We start from the raw sequence: 15,477 nt of genomic DNA, 5'->3' as shown, positions 1-15,477 counted from the left end.
CGTTTGACCCGGTTGGCCGCTTGGTAAATCGCGGTTTGCCGACTTACGCTTCCGGTCTCCCCAGGCGCAGCGCCTCCGCCGTCACAAGCCCAGCAATCCGCTCGGATAGCGCAGGATCGGATACAGCCCGAGCGAGCGTGACGCCCCCGGTGAGCAAGGCGAGCAAGAGAACGGCGCGATCGTCTCGCGACGCGCCCTCACGATCACTTGCCGCGCCTTCTGGCAGGCCCGCAGCGATTTCCGTGATGAGGCGCCGCAATTCTTCGGTGTAGGCGTCTCGGGTTTCGCCGTCGGTGCGCATGACGTCCGCCGACAAGCTTGGCAACGCGCAGCTTTCACCGAGATCGCATGTCCGCTTGTGTCCCAAATAATAGGTGACGAAGTTTTTCAGCCAGCCCTGTTGGTGTTCGGCCCTAAGGGCCGATATTCCCAACCGTAATTCTTCCAGTCCCGTAAGAACGGCAACACGGAAGGCTTCGCTCTTGGATCGAAAGTGCCCGTAGAAGGCGCCGTTCGTCACTCCTGCCGCCTTTGTCAGCGCGTCGATGCCCGCGCCACCATACCCTTCCTTACGAAACACCTGCCCAGCGGCGGCGATGACTTTCTCCTGGGTACGCTTCTTATGTTCAGCGGTGTAGCGCATGCAAACCCCATAAAGAGCAATCGCTCTTTTTTCTTGATTGGAGAGTTAACACTCTCTATAGATAGAGAGTGTTCGGTACATATCGCGCCCGGACATGCTCAAGACAAGGAGAGACCATGCCCATCACACTGACCATTCCGGAAGGCCTGCTGTCGCCTGCCGCGCAGGCGGAGGCCTTTGCAGGGCTGACGGAGGCCGTCCTTGAGGTTTCCGGCCTCAACGGAAATGCGTTCATGACGTCGAATGTTGTCGGCTCGATAAACGTCCTTCCTAAAGAGCATGTGCTTGTGGCCGGGAAACCAGCAGAAGCCGCGTTCGTCGAACTGAAACTGCCCGAGATCGCGCTGGCGACACCGGAAGCTAAGCGGGCCTTTATCGAGAAAGCAACCGATGTGGTCGAACGAGCCGCAGGCGGGCGGCTCCGACGCGACCATATTTGGTCGAACATCGTCTATGCGCCTGACGGCGCTTGGGGGATTGCCGGCCGCAGCTATGGCAACGATGACCTCATACGCGCCATCACGGGATCGGCTGCGTAACCACATTGGACAGCCAGAAAAGCCGGGCCGGAAGGCCCGGCAACAGCGGGAATTTGAACTGTGCAACTGAGCAACTGTCTCTTCTTCACGACGCAATGTGATGCTGCGCTCGCCTTCTATACGGACTGTGGTCTTGGTGAAGTAACCATGGTGATGCGCCACGGAGATCACGGCGTTCCACTTGCCAATGAGGACATGAAAGGGAAGGTGATGCATGCCCGTTTCGAGGGACCAGGAGTTCTGTTCTTCGCCTCGGACAATCACGACGCTGAGCCAATGAGAGGCTCAGCTCATATTCTCATCATGGATGACCGCGCTCAGACGAACGACCTGTTCGCGAAATTGGCGGCTGGCGGCGAGGTGACGACACCGCTCGCGATGCAGCCTTGGGGGAGCTACTATGGCAAGCTCACGGATCGGTACGGGGTTCAGTGGATGCTGGATTGCAACGTTTAGGATCTTCAAAGCGATTGCGTTGGCCGATGCTGGCCACGGTATTCTTGCTTGACGCCACGATCATGGGCGATCCAGCGGCAGCTACCGTTTCAACTTTGGGCGCTCTCCGATCTGGGGGGATAGACCGCGTGCCACGCCAGCCAATCGGGTTGGGCGCGGAAGGCGCGGGAAAAGGCTTCCCGACGGCTCCGGCGACCTGTCCACCGTCACCCGGCCAGGGGCAGGAAAATATCCGTCACGGCCTCATGCTCGGGAACGTCGGGGAAGAAGCGAACGCGCTGGAGATAGGGCGGAAAATCCCGCAACTCCTCGCCGCTGTCCGGCAGCCAGTCGTGATAAAGGCGCAGCAGGGCGACGCGCAATCCATCGTCAGACCCGATGTGACGCAACGTGACGCAGCGCCCGCCGGGGATCCGTCCGGCGCGGATCCCGGCCTCGTTCAGCTCCACCGCGTGGTCGGTGGCGACGCACAGGTCGAGGCGGTAATCCTCAGGCGGCGTCTGCTCCGGGTCATTGTGCAAAATGTTGTAGGTGGCGTGGAGCCGGGGCGGCAGCCCCATCGCCTTGCGCCACGCGATGAAGCGGCGCACCGACTCCCCGATCAAGGCGGGGTCGCCGCGATGCTCCAGAACCGCCACCGGAATGTCCGGGACGGAGACGATGGCGATGGGCGGCGGGGTGTCGGGCATCGAAAACCTCCTTGTCACGGACAGGGGGCGGTAGACCGCGTGCCAAGCCGCCCAATCGGGTTGGGCGCGGAAGGCGCTGGGCGATTGGCCAAAACGGTTTTTGAAGGCGCGGGAAAAGGCTTCCGGCCCGTCATAGCCGCTGTCCAGCGCGATGGTCAGGATCGGATCGTCACGAAAGGCCAACCGCTGCGAGGCGCGTTTGAAGCGAACAAGCTGGACATAGCGATGGACGCCAAGGCCGAACAGCGCGGCGAACTGTCGATGGAAATGATGCTTGGAAAAGGCGGCGACGCCGCTCAACGCCTCGGCGCTCAGATCACCGTCGAGATTCCGCTCGATGTGGCGAAGCACCCGATCAAAACGGGCGCGGTAGCGATGGGCGGCGGCGGTTGGCACGGGGGCTGTCTCCTGACGATGAGGAGACAGTAGCGAGCCACACCGCCCCGCGCCTGACCGAAAGTGCCGACATCATGTCCGCCAGCACGGGATTCTGGCCTAAACGTCGCGCTGCTGGCCACCCAGCGCCGCCGCCGCGCAGGCGATGAAGGCGCCGATCAGCATGGCCAAGCCCGTGAAGATCGTGAGCGTCGCTCCAGCCTTGCGAGCGGCGTCGGCGCCTTGCTGCGCTTTGACCGCCGCCGCCTTCGCGTCAACGATCACCTGCTCCACCCGCTTTGCGGCTTCCTCCGGCGCGATCCCTGTGTGAGTTGACACAAGCTGCGCCAGATACGCCTTGTCCGGAGCGGGGACGTCACCGACCACCAGACCATTCAGAATGATCCGCTCCGTTTGCGCCTTCGCGTCGGCCAACGCGCCAGCGGCGGTCGGACGATCGGCGCGGAACATGCGGTCAAGGAAATAGGCGGTCGGACCTGTGGCCAGCGCGTCGGCCAGCGCGCCGGATTGCATCGCGCCCTTGGCGGCGCCACCCGCGACGCCGCTGACGATGAAGGCCGCTGTGCTGGTGACGATCACCGCTCCGACGACGGACGCCACCGCCCACGACAAGAATCCGTTGGCGGTGTCGCGAAAAAACACCTCATGCGTGTGCAGTCCGGCCCATTTCGTGCGAAGCCGCCCCGTCAGATAGCCGCCCAATCCCGACGCCAGCCAATGCATGACGATCAGCCATATGCCCGTCATCACGGTGACGGTGGCGACGGACGCGCCGGTGTTGGCCCATGGCGAGACGCTGGCCAGACCAAGCCCCGAGCCAAGGGTGAAGAGCAGCGCGGTCAGCGCCACAGAGGCGAACGCGCCGCCGATGATGGCCGACCAAACGACGCCCGAAGCTGAGGATTCGACGACAGAGCTTTGGTTCGCATAGCCGCCGGTTGCGCCGGTTATTGGTGTGTCAGGCATGATGGCGTTCCCTCCGCTCAGCGCCACAACAGAGCCAGCAGAATGATGATCGGTATTGGAACCCCGAGGAACAACAGCAAGATGGATCGCCCCATGGAAGCCTCCCTTGTGATGGTTCGCGCAGGCGCTGATTGGGGAGATCCGCGCGCTCGGCAGGGGAACATCGGTGGTTCTGAGCCGCCGCGCCGCCGAGCGCACGAACGTCTGTCGGTCAGGCCATGGTCTCAAGCCGTGGATGTTTTGTTAGGCCCGTCAGCTCGGCGTGTCGTAATAACGGTCTATTTTTTGACCGTAGTCGGGCGTCCAGGCGTTTTGCGCATCGCGATCATAATTCGGGGCGCCTTCCAGCACCGTCTTGTCCAGATTGACGACGTAACCGCCCTTGTCGGCGTCGTATGCAAGAACCGCCCACGGCAGCGGATGGTATTTCTCGCCCATCCCAAGGAAACCGCCGAACGACATCACCGCGTAGATCGCGCGACCGCTGGCCTTGTCGATCATGATGTCATCAATGGCGCCGAGGGTGTCCCCCGCCGGATTGTAGACGTTCGTGCCCTTCACCTTGTCAGCGGCGATGAGCGAATAGGAGGTGATTGAAGCAGCTTCGGACATGGCTAATCCTTTGCATGATGAGGGTGTCGCCAGTTTTCATACTGACGAACAGAGGCCGAATGGAAATTCGCCTTTTCCACGAACAGCCAACCAACGACGACGATACCCGCTGTAATTCTGTAGGGGCATGGTCGGAAAATACTCAAACGACCGCAGAAGCTGAAAAATATTGATTTCGCAGATGTTCTGTTCTTCGGGGTTGACGTGAATCCCTGGATGGCGCCGTGAGGGAGGACGCCATGCTTCCATTGTCTGGTCGCGCCGCCACACGGGCCTTCACCACGGCGCCCGTGTTTGGCCGGTTGGGGGAACCGGCGTGGGCGTGCTAAGCTCCGCGTCATACAAGGAGCATGCATGTCGTCTGATCGAGTGATGACGCTGGGCGCGTGGACACGCCCGGCGGAGATGCCGGACAATCTCGCCGCCGAGGTTGCCGGATGGGCCAATGTGGCGCGAAGCCCCAGCGGGGGCGGTTTCTATTCGCATCCGGGCGACCCGTGGCGGGAGCCGGGCGAAGGCTGCCTGCGCGCCGCCGACGTCTGGAATCTGGTGGTTGAGGGCGAGAACGCCCCGCGCTTCGCCACCGACGCCCCGCTGCTGCCGCGCAGCAATTGGGCGGTGGCCCGCTGGTCGGCGGGTGTGTGGACCGTGTTGTCGAGCGGCCATGTCGAGGGCCGTCTGGTGCGCGAACAGCGCAAGGACCGGGCCGAACGGCTGGTCGCCTCGCGCCGTTGGACCCGCAGCGATCTGGAATTGATCCAGGCGCTGCTGGGAACCGACGCGATGGCCCGCGCGGCGCTGCTGGCCGGGGATCCGGGGCGGGAACGCTCGCTCAAATCACTGGTGACGCTGCGTCTGGCCCTGGTGATCGAGGCGGAGGACGCGGAGACGCCCGAGGCCGCCCGTCGCATCCTGCGCGGCGGCGCCGACGCGGCGGTGTGGTTGGACGAGGATGGCCGGGCCGTCGCCTCCGACGTGCTGTCCTGGCAGGTCAAGCGGCACGCGCGGGCGGAAAACCGTCAGGGCCGCCACGCCGAGGAGCGCGAACGCGGCGAGGATCTGAAGCAATCCATCGCCACGGCGGTGCGCAACGTCTTCCCCGGCATGCCCGCCGAGGTCGCGGCCTCCGCCGCCGCCCGTCTGGCCCCCAGCGTCGCCAAGCTGGGCCGCCGCCCTGGAACGCAAAACATCGTCGACGCGGTGGTCGAAATCCGGCTGGAGCGGTGGCGTCAGGCCATCGCCAGCGATCCCGAGGTCGAAACCCGCCTGCTGGCCATGCAGGCGCGCGGGGCGAATGGCCGGGTGCGCAAGCGTTTCCGCGACCAGCGCGCCGCCGAACGAGTCGAAACGGAGATCCGCGACTGGCGCGGCGATCTGGAGCCGGTGACGTCCCGCCGTTTCGGCTGAGCGTCGCAATGGGTGGGGCCGCAAACGGAACATACACGCTTGCGGCCCCACAAGGACGCTTGGCCTGAACCCAGGCGCTTTATGAGCCATTGATGTCCTAAAAAACTCACCGCGCGCCGATCATGTCGAGCCGATTTTGCGGGGCGTGCTGCGGCAGAAGCGACACAATGGCGGCAAGCATGGCCAGAGATAGAATGATGGCGTAGCCAGTCAGAATGGTTAGAGTCGGCACGACAAAGTTGAACTGTGGAACCGCCCCAAGCAGCAACGGCGCGTACCAAGACACTGCGGACACTGCGCCAATGGAACAAAACAACCAGCGACGGCCTCGGTTGAGTTGTGCAAGGCAAGGCCAGCCGACATTTGCGCGAATATGGGGCAAAACCAAGGAGTGAATGAAAAACCCATTGATGGATAGGATAAAAACGATCACAATTTTTGCCAATACTTTTGGATTGGCAAGTTTTTGGGGGTCGAATTGGGCATAGTGGAGGAGAAAACCTACCCCGGAAATCCAGAGCAGCGCGAGGCCGAAGAAAACAACCTTGGAAAACATCTCCACAGTCGCAACCATGTCGTCGGTCAATGGTTCCTTGCGCCGTTTGAACAGCATCAAGTCCAGCAGCGTCGCCGCGCCGAGGCCAAGGACAAGCCCTATGAAATGAAGCAACCGCAACGCGACGCGCAGAGCGAGCACGGTTTCATCGGACAGATGAGTCGCAGAGATCTGGGCAAGAGTGTTCAGCATAGGATCCCCACATTCAAAAGGATTGAAACGGCGCAGATGCGGCAAACAGCTTTCAGGATTTTCAAGGAAAGCTGTGATAGACGTGCGTCAAGCGCAGGATTTGAGCCAGATTGACAAAAATTGATTGCCTTCGCCGTGCAAAACAATCATTAATGTTTTTGTTTTTACAAACACAGTTATTCTGTTTGTATCAATCAAAAAAATTTAACAGGTGAAACCTTCATTGATTATCACACATTATTTATATTTTTATTGAGCATAGAAATTAGATCATGGAATTTACCGTATTAGTATTCGCGTCAATCTCTAGGGCATGGAGAGTTACCTTTCTTTTATTTTTGATGTCTGGTTGGTTGATGCAGTCCACTGTATGCAAGATTGGACCTCTGGAGCAAGGCTGATGCGAGACATAACGTTATGACCAGCATTCATAACCCTCAGTTGGACCTGAATCTGATCAAGGTGTTCGACGCCTTGTTGGAAACCCGCAGCGTCTCGCGCGCGGCCGAACGGCTTGGAGTAAGCCAATCGGCGGTTAGCCACTCGCTCAGCCGGTTGCGGACGCTGGTGGGCGATCCGCTGTTCGTGCGGACCGGCAACCAAATGGAACCCAGTCCCCGCGCTCAGCGGCTGGCCCAACCCTTGCGTGACGTGTTGCTTGCCGCCGCTCAGGCCCTGTCATTGGAAGAGACCTTTGAACCCGGAAACGAGGAGCGAAGCTTCACCATCAGCGCCTTTGATTCTGTCCAGCCGATCTTGCTGACGACGGTTTTGTGGGACGCCAGCCGTCAACAAATCGCCATCGCGATCATAAGTTTGGATCCAGAAGCCACGTTGGACGCGATGGACAACGGAAGCGTGGACATGGCCATTGGTTATTTCCCGACCATCCGGCGTTGGCACGACCGTCAAGCTCTCTATTCGGAAAACCTTGTGTGTCTGTTCAACCCGCGTCTGGTGCCGCTGGAACCGCCAATCAGTTTGGAGGATTACACCCGTTTCCCCCATTTGATGCCGTCGATGCGTGGAGGATTCAGCAGCTTCGTTGACGACGAACTGCACGCTTTAGGAACCAAGCGGTACGTCGCCGCGTCAACGACACAGTTCATGACCATTCCAACGATGCTGACACAGGTGCCGATGCTGTCGACCCTGCCCGGGAAGGTGGCTGACCTCAGCGCTGGTCCTTTGGGATTGACGATCAGCCCTTTGCCCTTCCCATCCGAATCTTATGAGATGTCGTTGATCTGGCACCGACGACACTCCGCATCGCCGTCCCACAGCTGGTTGCGCGAGAAAATCGCCAGCGTCGCGGCAACGCTGTGAAGGGGACGGAGCGAAGCGCCTTTGCGCTTACCGCGCGAAGTTCGGCGTTCCGGCCAGAATGGCGCCGGTGACGTCCCGCACGTCGCGCAGGCCGCACATGGCCATGGTGACGTCCAGTTCCTTGCGGATGATGTCCAGGCATTGGGTGACGCCCGCCTCACCCCCGGCGCCCAACCCGTACAGGAAGGCGCGACCGATGAAGACGCCCTTGGCCCCCAGCGCCAGCGCCTTGATGACGTCCTGGCCGCTGCGGATTCCGCCGTCCATCAGCACCTCGATCCGGTCGCCGACCGCCTGGGCGATGGCGGGCAGGGCGGCGATGGAGGACATGGCCCCGTCCAACTGACGTCCGCCATGGTTGGACACGATCAGCGCGTCGGCCCCGGTTTCCGCCGCCATGACCGCGTCTTCCGGGTCCAAAATACCCTTGACGATCAGCTTGCCATCCCAGCGGTCGCGGATTTTGCGGACATCGTCCCAGCTCAACGTCGGATCAAACTGCTCGGCGGTCCAGGACGACAGCGAGCGCAGATCGCCAACCCCCTTGGCGTGGCCGACGATGTTGCGGAAGGTCCGCCGCTGGGTGTTCAGCATGCTCAGGCACCAGCGCGGCTTGGTCGCCATGTCCAGGATGTTGGGCAGCGTCATGCGCGGCGGGGTGGACAAGCCGTTCTTGATGTCCTTGTGCCGCTGCCCGAGAATTTGCAGATCGAGCGTCAGCACCAGCGCCGAACAGCGGGCCGCCTTCGCCCGGTCAATGAGCCGGTCGATGAAATCGCGGTCGCGCATCACGTAAAGCTGAAACCAAAAGGGCTTGTCGGTGTTCTCGGCGACGTCCTCAATGGAGCAGATGCTCATGGTGGACAGGGTGAAGGGAAGCCCGGCCTTGGCGGCGGCGCGGGCGGCGAGGATCTCGCCGTCGCCATGCTGCATCCCGGTCAGGCCGGTCGGGGCCAGCGCCACCGGCATGGCCACCGGCAACCCGACCATCTGGCTGGCGAGGCTGCGGTTGGTCATGTCCACGGCGACGCGCTGGCGCAGCGTCACCTTGGCGAAATCCGACTGGTTGGCCCGATAGGTGCCTTCGGTGTAGGACCCGGAATCGGCGTAATCATAGAACATGCGCGGCACCCGCCGCTTGGCCAACCGCCGCAAATCCTCAACGCAGGTGACGGGGGAAGCGGCGAAGGGGTTCGCCAGACGCGAAAATGCGGAGGTCATGGGAGGGGGGATCCGATGGTGGCGCGCGGGTCGGAGGGCTGATTTGGCCACCGACCATACGCCAACGTCAAGCCGCTTCCCGCGCCGCGCCGACCATCACCCGGCGGCCAATTGGGGCCGATGCGCCGGATCGGTCCAATCATCCAGGGGAACGGGGCGGCCAAACAGATAGCCCTGCGCCCGCTCGCAGCCCAGATCCCGCAAAGCGGCGGCTTGTTCGGGCGTTTCCACCCCTTCGGCCACCAAATGCACGTCAAAGCTGCGGGCGATGCCGACGATGGAGTGGACGATGGTCCGCGCCTGGCCGTTTTCCGTCATGCCGTTGATAAAGGAACGGTCAATCTTCAACCCATCGAAGGGCAGGCTGGTCAAATAGGACAGCGAGGAATAGCCGGTGCCAAAATCATCGATGGCGACACGCGCCCCCAGGTCTCGCAGACGCGTCAAGGCGTCGCTGGCGAGCAACCCGTCGGTGGCCAGCGATGATTCGGTGATCTCCAAGGTCAGATTGTCAGCGGGCAACCCGGAGGAGGCCAGCGCCGCTTCCACCGTTTCGACGAACCCTGATTGAATGAGCTGACGCACCGACACGTTGACGTGCAGGTCAAAATCAATTGGCCATCCCCGGTGCAGACGGGTGGCGACGTCGTGGCAGGCGGTGCGCAGCACCCAATCGCCAATCGCCAGGATTTGCCCGCTTTCTTCGGCCAATGGGATGAACAGATCGGGCGGGATCATGCCGGATCGCGGGTGACGCCAGCGCAACAGGGCCTCCGCCCCCACCACACGCCCGCCCCGGCTGAGATCGACCACCGGCTGATAGACCAGATGGAACTCTCCCCGCGCCAACGCCGGAGCCATTTCGGCGATCAGCCGGGTGCGCTCCATGGACTTGCTCATCATGTCCGGCTCGAACAGGCGGGAGGTCCGGGGGCCGCGCCGTTTGGCCTCGGTCAAGGCCACGCTGGCGTGCCGCAAATGCGCCTCGACGCCGTCCTGCCTGTCCAGCGCGCCGCCCGCCACGCCGACGCAGGCGCTGACCACCACCTCGTCATCCCCCGCGCGGAAGGGGGCGGCGAACAGATCCAGCGCCCATTGCCCGACGCTTTCCATCGTCTCCGTCGTCGCCGGGCCGCTCAGCACCACGGCGAACTCGTCCCCCTCGACCCGCGCGACAAGCCCATCTTCGGGGCAATGAATGGCCAGACGGTTGGCGATGCTGGACAGCAAGGCGTCGCCCGCGCCATGACCGATGCTGTTGTTGATGCCGCGAAAGCCGTCCAACCCGATCAGCGCCACCACGATCACGTTGCCGTCGCTTGCGCTCTGGTCACGCTCGGCCAGCGTTTCGCACAGGCCGGATCGGCTCAACAGGCTGGTCAACGGATCGCGCACGATGCGGTCGCGCAGCTCCTGAAAAGACCGGCGCAGCCGCACCGACATGTCGTTGAAGGCGTCAACCAGTTGGGCGGTTTCCCGCAGCGAGACGCCCGGCATCGGCTCGTTGCGCCATTCGCCGCGCGCCAGACTGTTGGCGGCGCGGGCCGTGCGCAAAATCGGCTGGATGATGAGTTGCAGCAACACCAAACCAACCACTACCCCCAACAAGGCGATGGCCATCACCCCCCAGAGCGTGGCCTGGATTTCGCCGCGCAGCGATCCGATCAGGTCGCTTTCGTTCATCACCACGGCGATCCGCCAATCCAGACCACGCGGGTCGGTGTAGGACGTGACCCTCAGGAACAGGCGCTCCCCTTCATTTCGGGTGATTTCCCGCGCGCTGTCCGTCGCCTCGCCCAGAAAGGGCGCCGCCGCCCGCACCAGGGGATGATGGCTGTCGCGCGCCAGCAGCCGGGTTCCAAGCGTTTCCGTATCGGACGACGACGCCAGAATCGGGCTGTTGCCCGATTGGGCGACCAGACGGCCTTGGGCGTCGATGATGAAGATCGCCCCACGCCCCAGATCGGGGGCGTCGCTCAGAAAACGGCTGATCCCCTCCAGCTTCACATCGGCGACGACGATGCCCTGAACGACCCCGCCCGCGTCCAGACTTGGCGCTGTGGCGGAGATGGTGATCTCCTGCTTCTCGTCGTAATTGCTGTAGATGGATGTCCAGGCGGGGCCGTTCTTCGCCAGCCCATCCTGATACCAGGGGCGTTTGCGCGGATCGTAATCGGGATAGCGCGCGATGATCGGGCTGTTCAGCGAATCACCGGCGTGGATGCGCAATTCCCAATCGCTGCGTTTGTCGCGCACCATGGCGGCGAAACCGCCCCCGGCTTCCCGGCGCAAGCCAAACCATTCGCCTTGCTGGGTGGCGTAGCCGATGACGTTGATTTGCTGGAGATCGATGAAGGCGCCGTTGTACAGCGAGCGGATTTTGTTTTCGATCCGCGTCATGTCGCCGGGCGTGTACAGATCATCGAACAGGATCTCCTGCCGCATCACCCGCAAGATGGCGTAGGGAGCGTCCAGGAAATGAGACAGCACACCGTGCGTGCGGGAGGTCAAACCGCCGATCACCCGTTGGCTTTGTTCCGTCAGCAACCGCTCGTAACTCACATGCGCGGCATAGCCCATCAACGCCACCGACACCAGCATCAGCGTGGCGAAAGGCAGCATGATCGCCGTGCGCAGGGACAGGCGCCGGACATGGCTTTGCAGCATAACGCCTCCTCGGCGGACCAATCGGACTGGACTATCGGCGCTCTTGTTGGCGTCCGAAAATCCTCACTCCCATGATTGACGCTGTCAAGCGAGGGGTGTCCGCCCCTGAACTCAGGGGAAACCCTAATCTCAAGTGATTGAGTTCTTCCTGGCGATGACGGCAAGGGTTTTCTGTCCCTTGGTTTTGTTGAGTTACCATGAGTTTTAAAAAGACTTTGAATGCGGAGCGCTTTAATGTGTTTCCAATGTCTTTCGTCTCTTTAATCTTCAGAGATTGGCGTGAGTCGCAACATTTACGCGCATCCGGGCCGCCGTCGGCCTTGTGAACGCCGCCGCCGCCGCTATACTCCCGCCCGCATTCGCCACCAACCCCATTTCCTTTCCCATTTCCTGTAAGGAGCGCCCATGGCCACCGCCGCCTTCGACGTCACCGGCATCGGCAACGCCATCGTGGACGTCATCGCCCACGCCGACGACGCCTTTCTCGCCGCCAACGCCGTTGAAAAAGGGGCGATGACCCTGATCGACACCGCGCGCGCCGAAGACCTTTATGGCCGCATGGGGCCGGGCGTTGAAATGTCCGGCGGTTCGGCGGGCAACACCATGGCGGGCGTCGCCATGCTGGGCGGCAAGGGCGCCTACATCGGCAAGGTCGCCAAGGACCAGTTGGGCGACGTGTTCGGCCACGACATCCGCGCTTCGGGCGTGCGTTTCGACACCGCCCCGCTGGTCGGCGGCGCGTCCACCGCGCGCTGCCTGATTCTGGTGACGCCCGACGCCCAGCGGTCGATGAACACCTATCTTGGCGCCTGCGTCGAGCTGGGACCGGAGGACATCGACGAGGAGTTGATCGCCGCCTCGCAAGTCACCTATCTGGAAGGCTATCTGTGGGATCCCCCCCGCGCGAAGGAGGCGTTCCGCAAGGCCGCCGCCATCGCGCACGCCGCCGGGCGCAAGGTGTCGCTGTCGCTGTCCGACAGCTTCTGCGTTCACCGCCACCACGCCGAATTCCTGGATCTGGTGGAAAACCACGTCGACATCCTGTTCGCCAACGAGCATGAAATCGGCGCGCTCTACGGAACCGACCGTTTCGAAGACGCGCTCGCCGCCGTCAAGCGGCTGGGCAAGGTCGCGGCGCTGACCCGCAGCGAAAAGGGCGCGGTCATCGTATCGGGCGAAACAATGGTCGAGGTGGCGGCGGAGCCGGTCGCCCGCGTCGTCGACACCACCGGCGCCGGCGATCTCTACGCCGCTGGGTTCCTGTTCGGCTTCACCCGCGACCTGTCCCCGGCGGTCTGCGGGCGTCTGGGCGCCATCGCGGCGGGCGAGATCATCAGCCATGTCGGCGCGCGGCCCGAGGTCAATCTTCGCGATCTGGTCGCGGGCAAGGGCGTTCTGTAAGACGTTCTGCGCTGCCCCGCGCCTTCTGATCGGTGAAGGCGCGGGTGACGGCGTCGCGTTGAGCGTCGATGGCTTTAAAGCCGTCAGGCCCTCGCCTTCATCCGCTTTTCGACCGGCTCCGTTGCCTTGGATCGAACATGTGAGGATGTCAAAATTCTTTAAATTTGAACGTCTACATAATATTGTCGCAAGAATTTACGTTTCCGTTGTCAGTAAATTTCCTTGATAGTCTCCCAATTCGCCTGTGCGCTTTTGCATTTTGCGACGCATAGCGCAGACACATGATTCAAAAACACCGATAGGTTGCTGTTTTTGCGTTCATCGGGATGAGATCCTCACGCCTTATGAGCGGCCCATTCTTTGCAAATTACAAAACAGCCACAATTGTGGCGGCATGCAGGGAGTGGGGGAAGAGCTATGGCTTTCAGCGTTGGAAACCGGATTGTTTTGTATTTTCTGGCCGTGGCGGGCTTCGCGATTTTGGCGGTTTCGGCCGGAAGCTACGTCTTCATGACAAAATTGATCGAGAACGCGGAGCAGCAGAGCCTGTCAAATTTTGCCGAACGCTATGAATACGCCTTCAGCAACGGGGCGACGCAGGCCGGTCAGTTGAGCGCCACCATCACCAGCGACCCGGAGCTGATCCAGGCGATGGCGAACCGCAATCACGACGAAGCCACGCGCTTGCTCGCCCCTCTGCTTGGTCGTTTGAAAGCCTACGGCGTCGCCAACATGACGGCGGTGGATTCATCCGGTCTCGTCATCAGCCGCCCCCATCTGCCATCCCAATTCGGCGACGATCTCGCCGCCAAGCGGCCAATGATCGCCGAGGCGGTGCGCGGTCAAAAGATGTTGACGGGAATCGAAGTCGGCGCGGCGACCGGGCAAGCCGGTTTGCGCGGCATCACGCCGGTTTCCGACAAGGGGCGCTTTGTCGGGGTTGTCGAGGTCGGCATCGCTTTTGACCAAACCCTGGCCACCGACTACACCCGCAAAACCGGCGCCGCCGTCGCCGCCTTTTTCGCTGGGGCGGATCGGGTGTTGAAACCGTCGGGATCGACGCTGCCGCCGAATTTGGTGGTGAAGCCGGAACAGTTGGAGAGCGCGCGCGATGGCGCGACAATCTCCTTGATTTTGGACGTCGACAACAACCGGACGGCGGTGCGGATGGCCCCCATCCGTGATTTCGGCGGCAAGAACATCGGCGTATCCGTGATCGCGGTGAACAGCCAAGAGTATGAGGCGACGCTTTCCCAAGCCCTGCGCGTCACCATCGCCATCGCCATCGGCACGCTGGGCCTGTCGGCCTTGGCCGGGTGGCTGCTGTCGCGCGGCATCGCCCGCCCCATGCAGACGCTGACGGCGGTGATGGCCAAGTTGGCCGAGCGGGATCACAGCGTGACCGTCCCCTTCGCCGACAAGCGGGACGAAATCGGGTCGATGGCCCGCGCGGTCGAGGTGTTCAAGACGAACGCCCTGCGGCTTGACGCCATGGCGCAAGAGCAGGCCGCGTTGGAGGAGCGCGCCGCGCAGGACAAACGTCGGGCGATGGAGAGCGCCGCCGCCGAATTCCAATCCAACGTCATGGGGCTGGTGGACAGCCAGCGGGCCTTTTCCGAACGCTTGCGCCAGACCGCGACCCGCCTGGGTGCCTCGGCGTCGGGAACCGATGATCTGGCGGTCGCCGTCAGCCAAGCCAGCCAACAAACCTCCGCGTCCGTGCAAACGGCGGCGGCGGCGATCGAAGAGATGACGGCGTCGATTGGCGAGATCACCCAACAGGTCAACCGTTCCAACAGCATGTCGCAAAAGGCGGTGGAAGAGGCCCGCCACACCGACGACACGATCCAGAGCCTGGCGGTGGCCAGCAACCGGATCGGCGCCATCGTCAAGCTCATCAGCGCCATCGCTGGGCAAACCAATTTGCTGGCGCTGAACGCCACCATCGAAGCCGCGCGCGCCGGTGAAGCGGGCAAGGGCTTCGCCGTCGTCGCCAACGAGGTGAAGAATCTGGCCAGCCAAACGGGGAAGGCCACGGACGAAATCGCCCAGCAGGTCGCCAGCATTCAGGAGCAAACCGCCGCCGCCGTGCAAGCCCTGGCGGGCATCGGAACGACCATCGGCTCGATGAGCGAAATGTCGCTGACCATCGCCTCGGCGGTCGAAGAGCAGCAGGCGGCCTCCCACGAGGTGACGCGCGGCGTGCATCTGGCGGCGTCGGGCGTGTCGGACGTGACCGACAACATCGACCGGGTCAAGGCGGCCACAGGCGAAACCCGCTCGCTGGCCGATGAAATCGCGCTTGGGGCCACGGAACTGGCCGGGCAGGTCGATGGCTTGCATCGCGGCGTGGCGCGTTTCCTGGAGCACATCAAGGCGGCGTGATCCAAGCGGACGGACGCGGAG

13 protein-coding genes are annotated in these 15,477 nt (G+C 62.5%); 6 read left to right on the top strand and 7 right to left on the bottom strand.

Going from position 1 to position 15,477, the window contains the following annotated elements; all coding sequences use genetic code 11:
- Positions 1-43: 43 nt before the first annotated feature.
- Positions 44-643, bottom strand: coding sequence for a TetR/AcrR family transcriptional regulator (locus D3877_RS24320; protein ID WP_119833386.1), 600 nt, complete (start codon positions 641-643; stop codon positions 44-46).
- 116 nt (positions 644-759) lie between these two features.
- Here D3877_RS24320 and D3877_RS24315 point away from each other — a divergent pair, with 116 nt between their 5' ends.
- Positions 760-1,182 carry a tautomerase family protein gene (locus D3877_RS24315; RefSeq protein ID WP_119833385.1) on the top strand — a complete coding sequence of 141 codons (423 nt, stop codon included), beginning with the start codon at positions 760-762 and terminating at the stop codon, positions 1,180-1,182.
- A 60-nt stretch (positions 1,183-1,242) separates the two neighbouring features.
- Positions 1,243-1,638, top strand: coding sequence for a VOC family protein (locus D3877_RS24310; protein WP_119833384.1), 396 nt, complete (start codon positions 1,243-1,245; stop codon positions 1,636-1,638).
- Between the two features lie 206 nt (positions 1,639-1,844).
- Here the strand turns inward: D3877_RS24310 and D3877_RS24305 are convergent, their stop codons facing one another.
- From D3877_RS24305 to D3877_RS24295, 3 genes are all read right to left on the bottom strand, one after another.
- On the bottom strand, positions 1,845-2,723 hold the full coding sequence (locus D3877_RS24305) for an AraC family transcriptional regulator (protein WP_119833383.1): 879 nt from the start codon (positions 2,721-2,723) through the stop codon (positions 1,845-1,847).
- Positions 2,724-2,822: 99 nt separating this feature from the next.
- Complete coding sequence (locus D3877_RS24300; RefSeq protein ID WP_119833615.1) at positions 2,823-3,689, bottom strand: hypothetical protein; 867 nt, start codon at positions 3,687-3,689, stop codon at positions 2,823-2,825.
- Between the two features lie 252 nt (positions 3,690-3,941).
- On the bottom strand, positions 3,942-4,301 hold the full coding sequence (locus tag D3877_RS24295; protein ID WP_119833382.1) for a PRC-barrel domain-containing protein: 360 nt from the start codon (positions 4,299-4,301) through the stop codon (positions 3,942-3,944).
- A 354-nt stretch (positions 4,302-4,655) separates the two neighbouring features.
- Between D3877_RS24295 and D3877_RS24290 the strand changes: the two genes are divergently transcribed.
- On the top strand, positions 4,656-5,708 hold the full coding sequence (locus D3877_RS24290; protein ID WP_238475058.1) for a hypothetical protein: 1,053 nt from the start codon (positions 4,656-4,658) through the stop codon (positions 5,706-5,708).
- 106 nt (positions 5,709-5,814) lie between these two features.
- Here D3877_RS24290 and D3877_RS24285 read toward each other — a convergent pair whose 3' ends face one another.
- Positions 5,815-6,456 carry a hypothetical protein gene (locus D3877_RS24285; protein WP_199720936.1) on the bottom strand — a complete coding sequence of 214 codons (642 nt, stop codon included), beginning with the start codon at positions 6,454-6,456 and terminating at the stop codon, positions 5,815-5,817.
- Between the two features lie 417 nt (positions 6,457-6,873).
- On the opposite strand from D3877_RS24285, the gene D3877_RS24280 reads away from it, so the two are divergent.
- On the top strand, positions 6,874-7,782 hold the full coding sequence (locus tag D3877_RS24280) for a LysR family transcriptional regulator (protein ID WP_119833381.1): 909 nt from the start codon (positions 6,874-6,876) through the stop codon (positions 7,780-7,782).
- Between the two features lie 27 nt (positions 7,783-7,809).
- Here D3877_RS24280 and D3877_RS24275 read toward each other — a convergent pair whose 3' ends face one another.
- On the bottom strand, positions 7,810-9,003 hold the full coding sequence (locus D3877_RS24275) for an alpha-hydroxy acid oxidase (RefSeq protein ID WP_119833380.1): 1,194 nt from the start codon (positions 9,001-9,003) through the stop codon (positions 7,810-7,812).
- A gap of 96 nt (positions 9,004-9,099) precedes the next feature.
- A complete protein-coding gene (locus D3877_RS24270; RefSeq protein WP_119833379.1) occupies positions 9,100-11,670 on the bottom strand; it encodes a bifunctional diguanylate cyclase/phosphodiesterase in 2,571 nt (856 codons plus the stop codon).
- A 405-nt stretch (positions 11,671-12,075) separates the two neighbouring features.
- Between D3877_RS24270 and D3877_RS24265 the strand changes: the two genes are divergently transcribed.
- Complete coding sequence (locus D3877_RS24265) at positions 12,076-13,071, top strand: adenosine kinase (RefSeq protein ID WP_119833378.1); 996 nt, start codon at positions 12,076-12,078, stop codon at positions 13,069-13,071.
- A gap of 417 nt (positions 13,072-13,488) precedes the next feature.
- Positions 13,489-15,456 carry a methyl-accepting chemotaxis protein gene (locus tag D3877_RS24260; RefSeq protein ID WP_119833377.1) on the top strand — a complete coding sequence of 656 codons (1,968 nt, stop codon included), beginning with the start codon at positions 13,489-13,491 and terminating at the stop codon, positions 15,454-15,456.
- Positions 15,457-15,477: the final 21 nt, after the last annotated feature.

It is taken from the genome of Azospirillum cavernae (assembly GCF_003590795.1).
Taxonomy (GTDB): Bacteria; Pseudomonadota; Alphaproteobacteria; order Azospirillales; family Azospirillaceae; genus Azospirillum; species Azospirillum cavernae.
The sequence above is the reverse complement of the archived record's forward strand: the minus strand, read 5'-3'. Positions and strand labels throughout refer to the sequence as shown.

What these genes read in the sequence shown, in the direction of transcription:
- D3877_RS24285 (WP_199720936.1), bottom strand. Translation starts at nt 6,456, where the DNA reads ATGCTGAACACTCTTGCCCAGATCTCTGCGACTCATCTGTCCGATGAA.
- D3877_RS24270 (WP_119833379.1), bottom strand. Translation starts at nt 11,670, where the DNA reads ATGCTGCAAAGCCATGTCCGGCGCCTGTCCCTGCGCACGGCGATCATG.
- D3877_RS24280 (WP_119833381.1), top strand. Translation starts at nt 6,874, where the DNA reads ATGACCAGCATTCATAACCCTCAGTTGGACCTGAATCTGATCAAGGTG.
- D3877_RS24275 (WP_119833380.1), bottom strand. Translation starts at nt 9,003, where the DNA reads ATGACCTCCGCATTTTCGCGTCTGGCGAACCCCTTCGCCGCTTCCCCC.
- D3877_RS24295 (WP_119833382.1), bottom strand. Translation starts at nt 4,301, where the DNA reads ATGTCCGAAGCTGCTTCAATCACCTCCTATTCGCTCATCGCCGCTGAC.
- D3877_RS24320 (WP_119833386.1), bottom strand. Translation starts at nt 643, where the DNA reads ATGCGCTACACCGCTGAACATAAGAAGCGTACCCAGGAGAAAGTCATC.
- D3877_RS24260 (WP_119833377.1), top strand. Translation starts at nt 13,489, where the DNA reads ATGGCTTTCAGCGTTGGAAACCGGATTGTTTTGTATTTTCTGGCCGTG.
- D3877_RS24300 (WP_119833615.1), bottom strand. Translation starts at nt 3,689, where the DNA reads ATGCCTGACACACCAATAACCGGCGCAACCGGCGGCTATGCGAACCAA.
- D3877_RS24315 (WP_119833385.1), top strand. Translation starts at nt 760, where the DNA reads ATGCCCATCACACTGACCATTCCGGAAGGCCTGCTGTCGCCTGCCGCG.
- D3877_RS24265 (WP_119833378.1), top strand. Translation starts at nt 12,076, where the DNA reads ATGGCCACCGCCGCCTTCGACGTCACCGGCATCGGCAACGCCATCGTG.
- D3877_RS24290 (WP_238475058.1), top strand. Translation starts at nt 4,656, where the DNA reads ATGTCGTCTGATCGAGTGATGACGCTGGGCGCGTGGACACGCCCGGCG.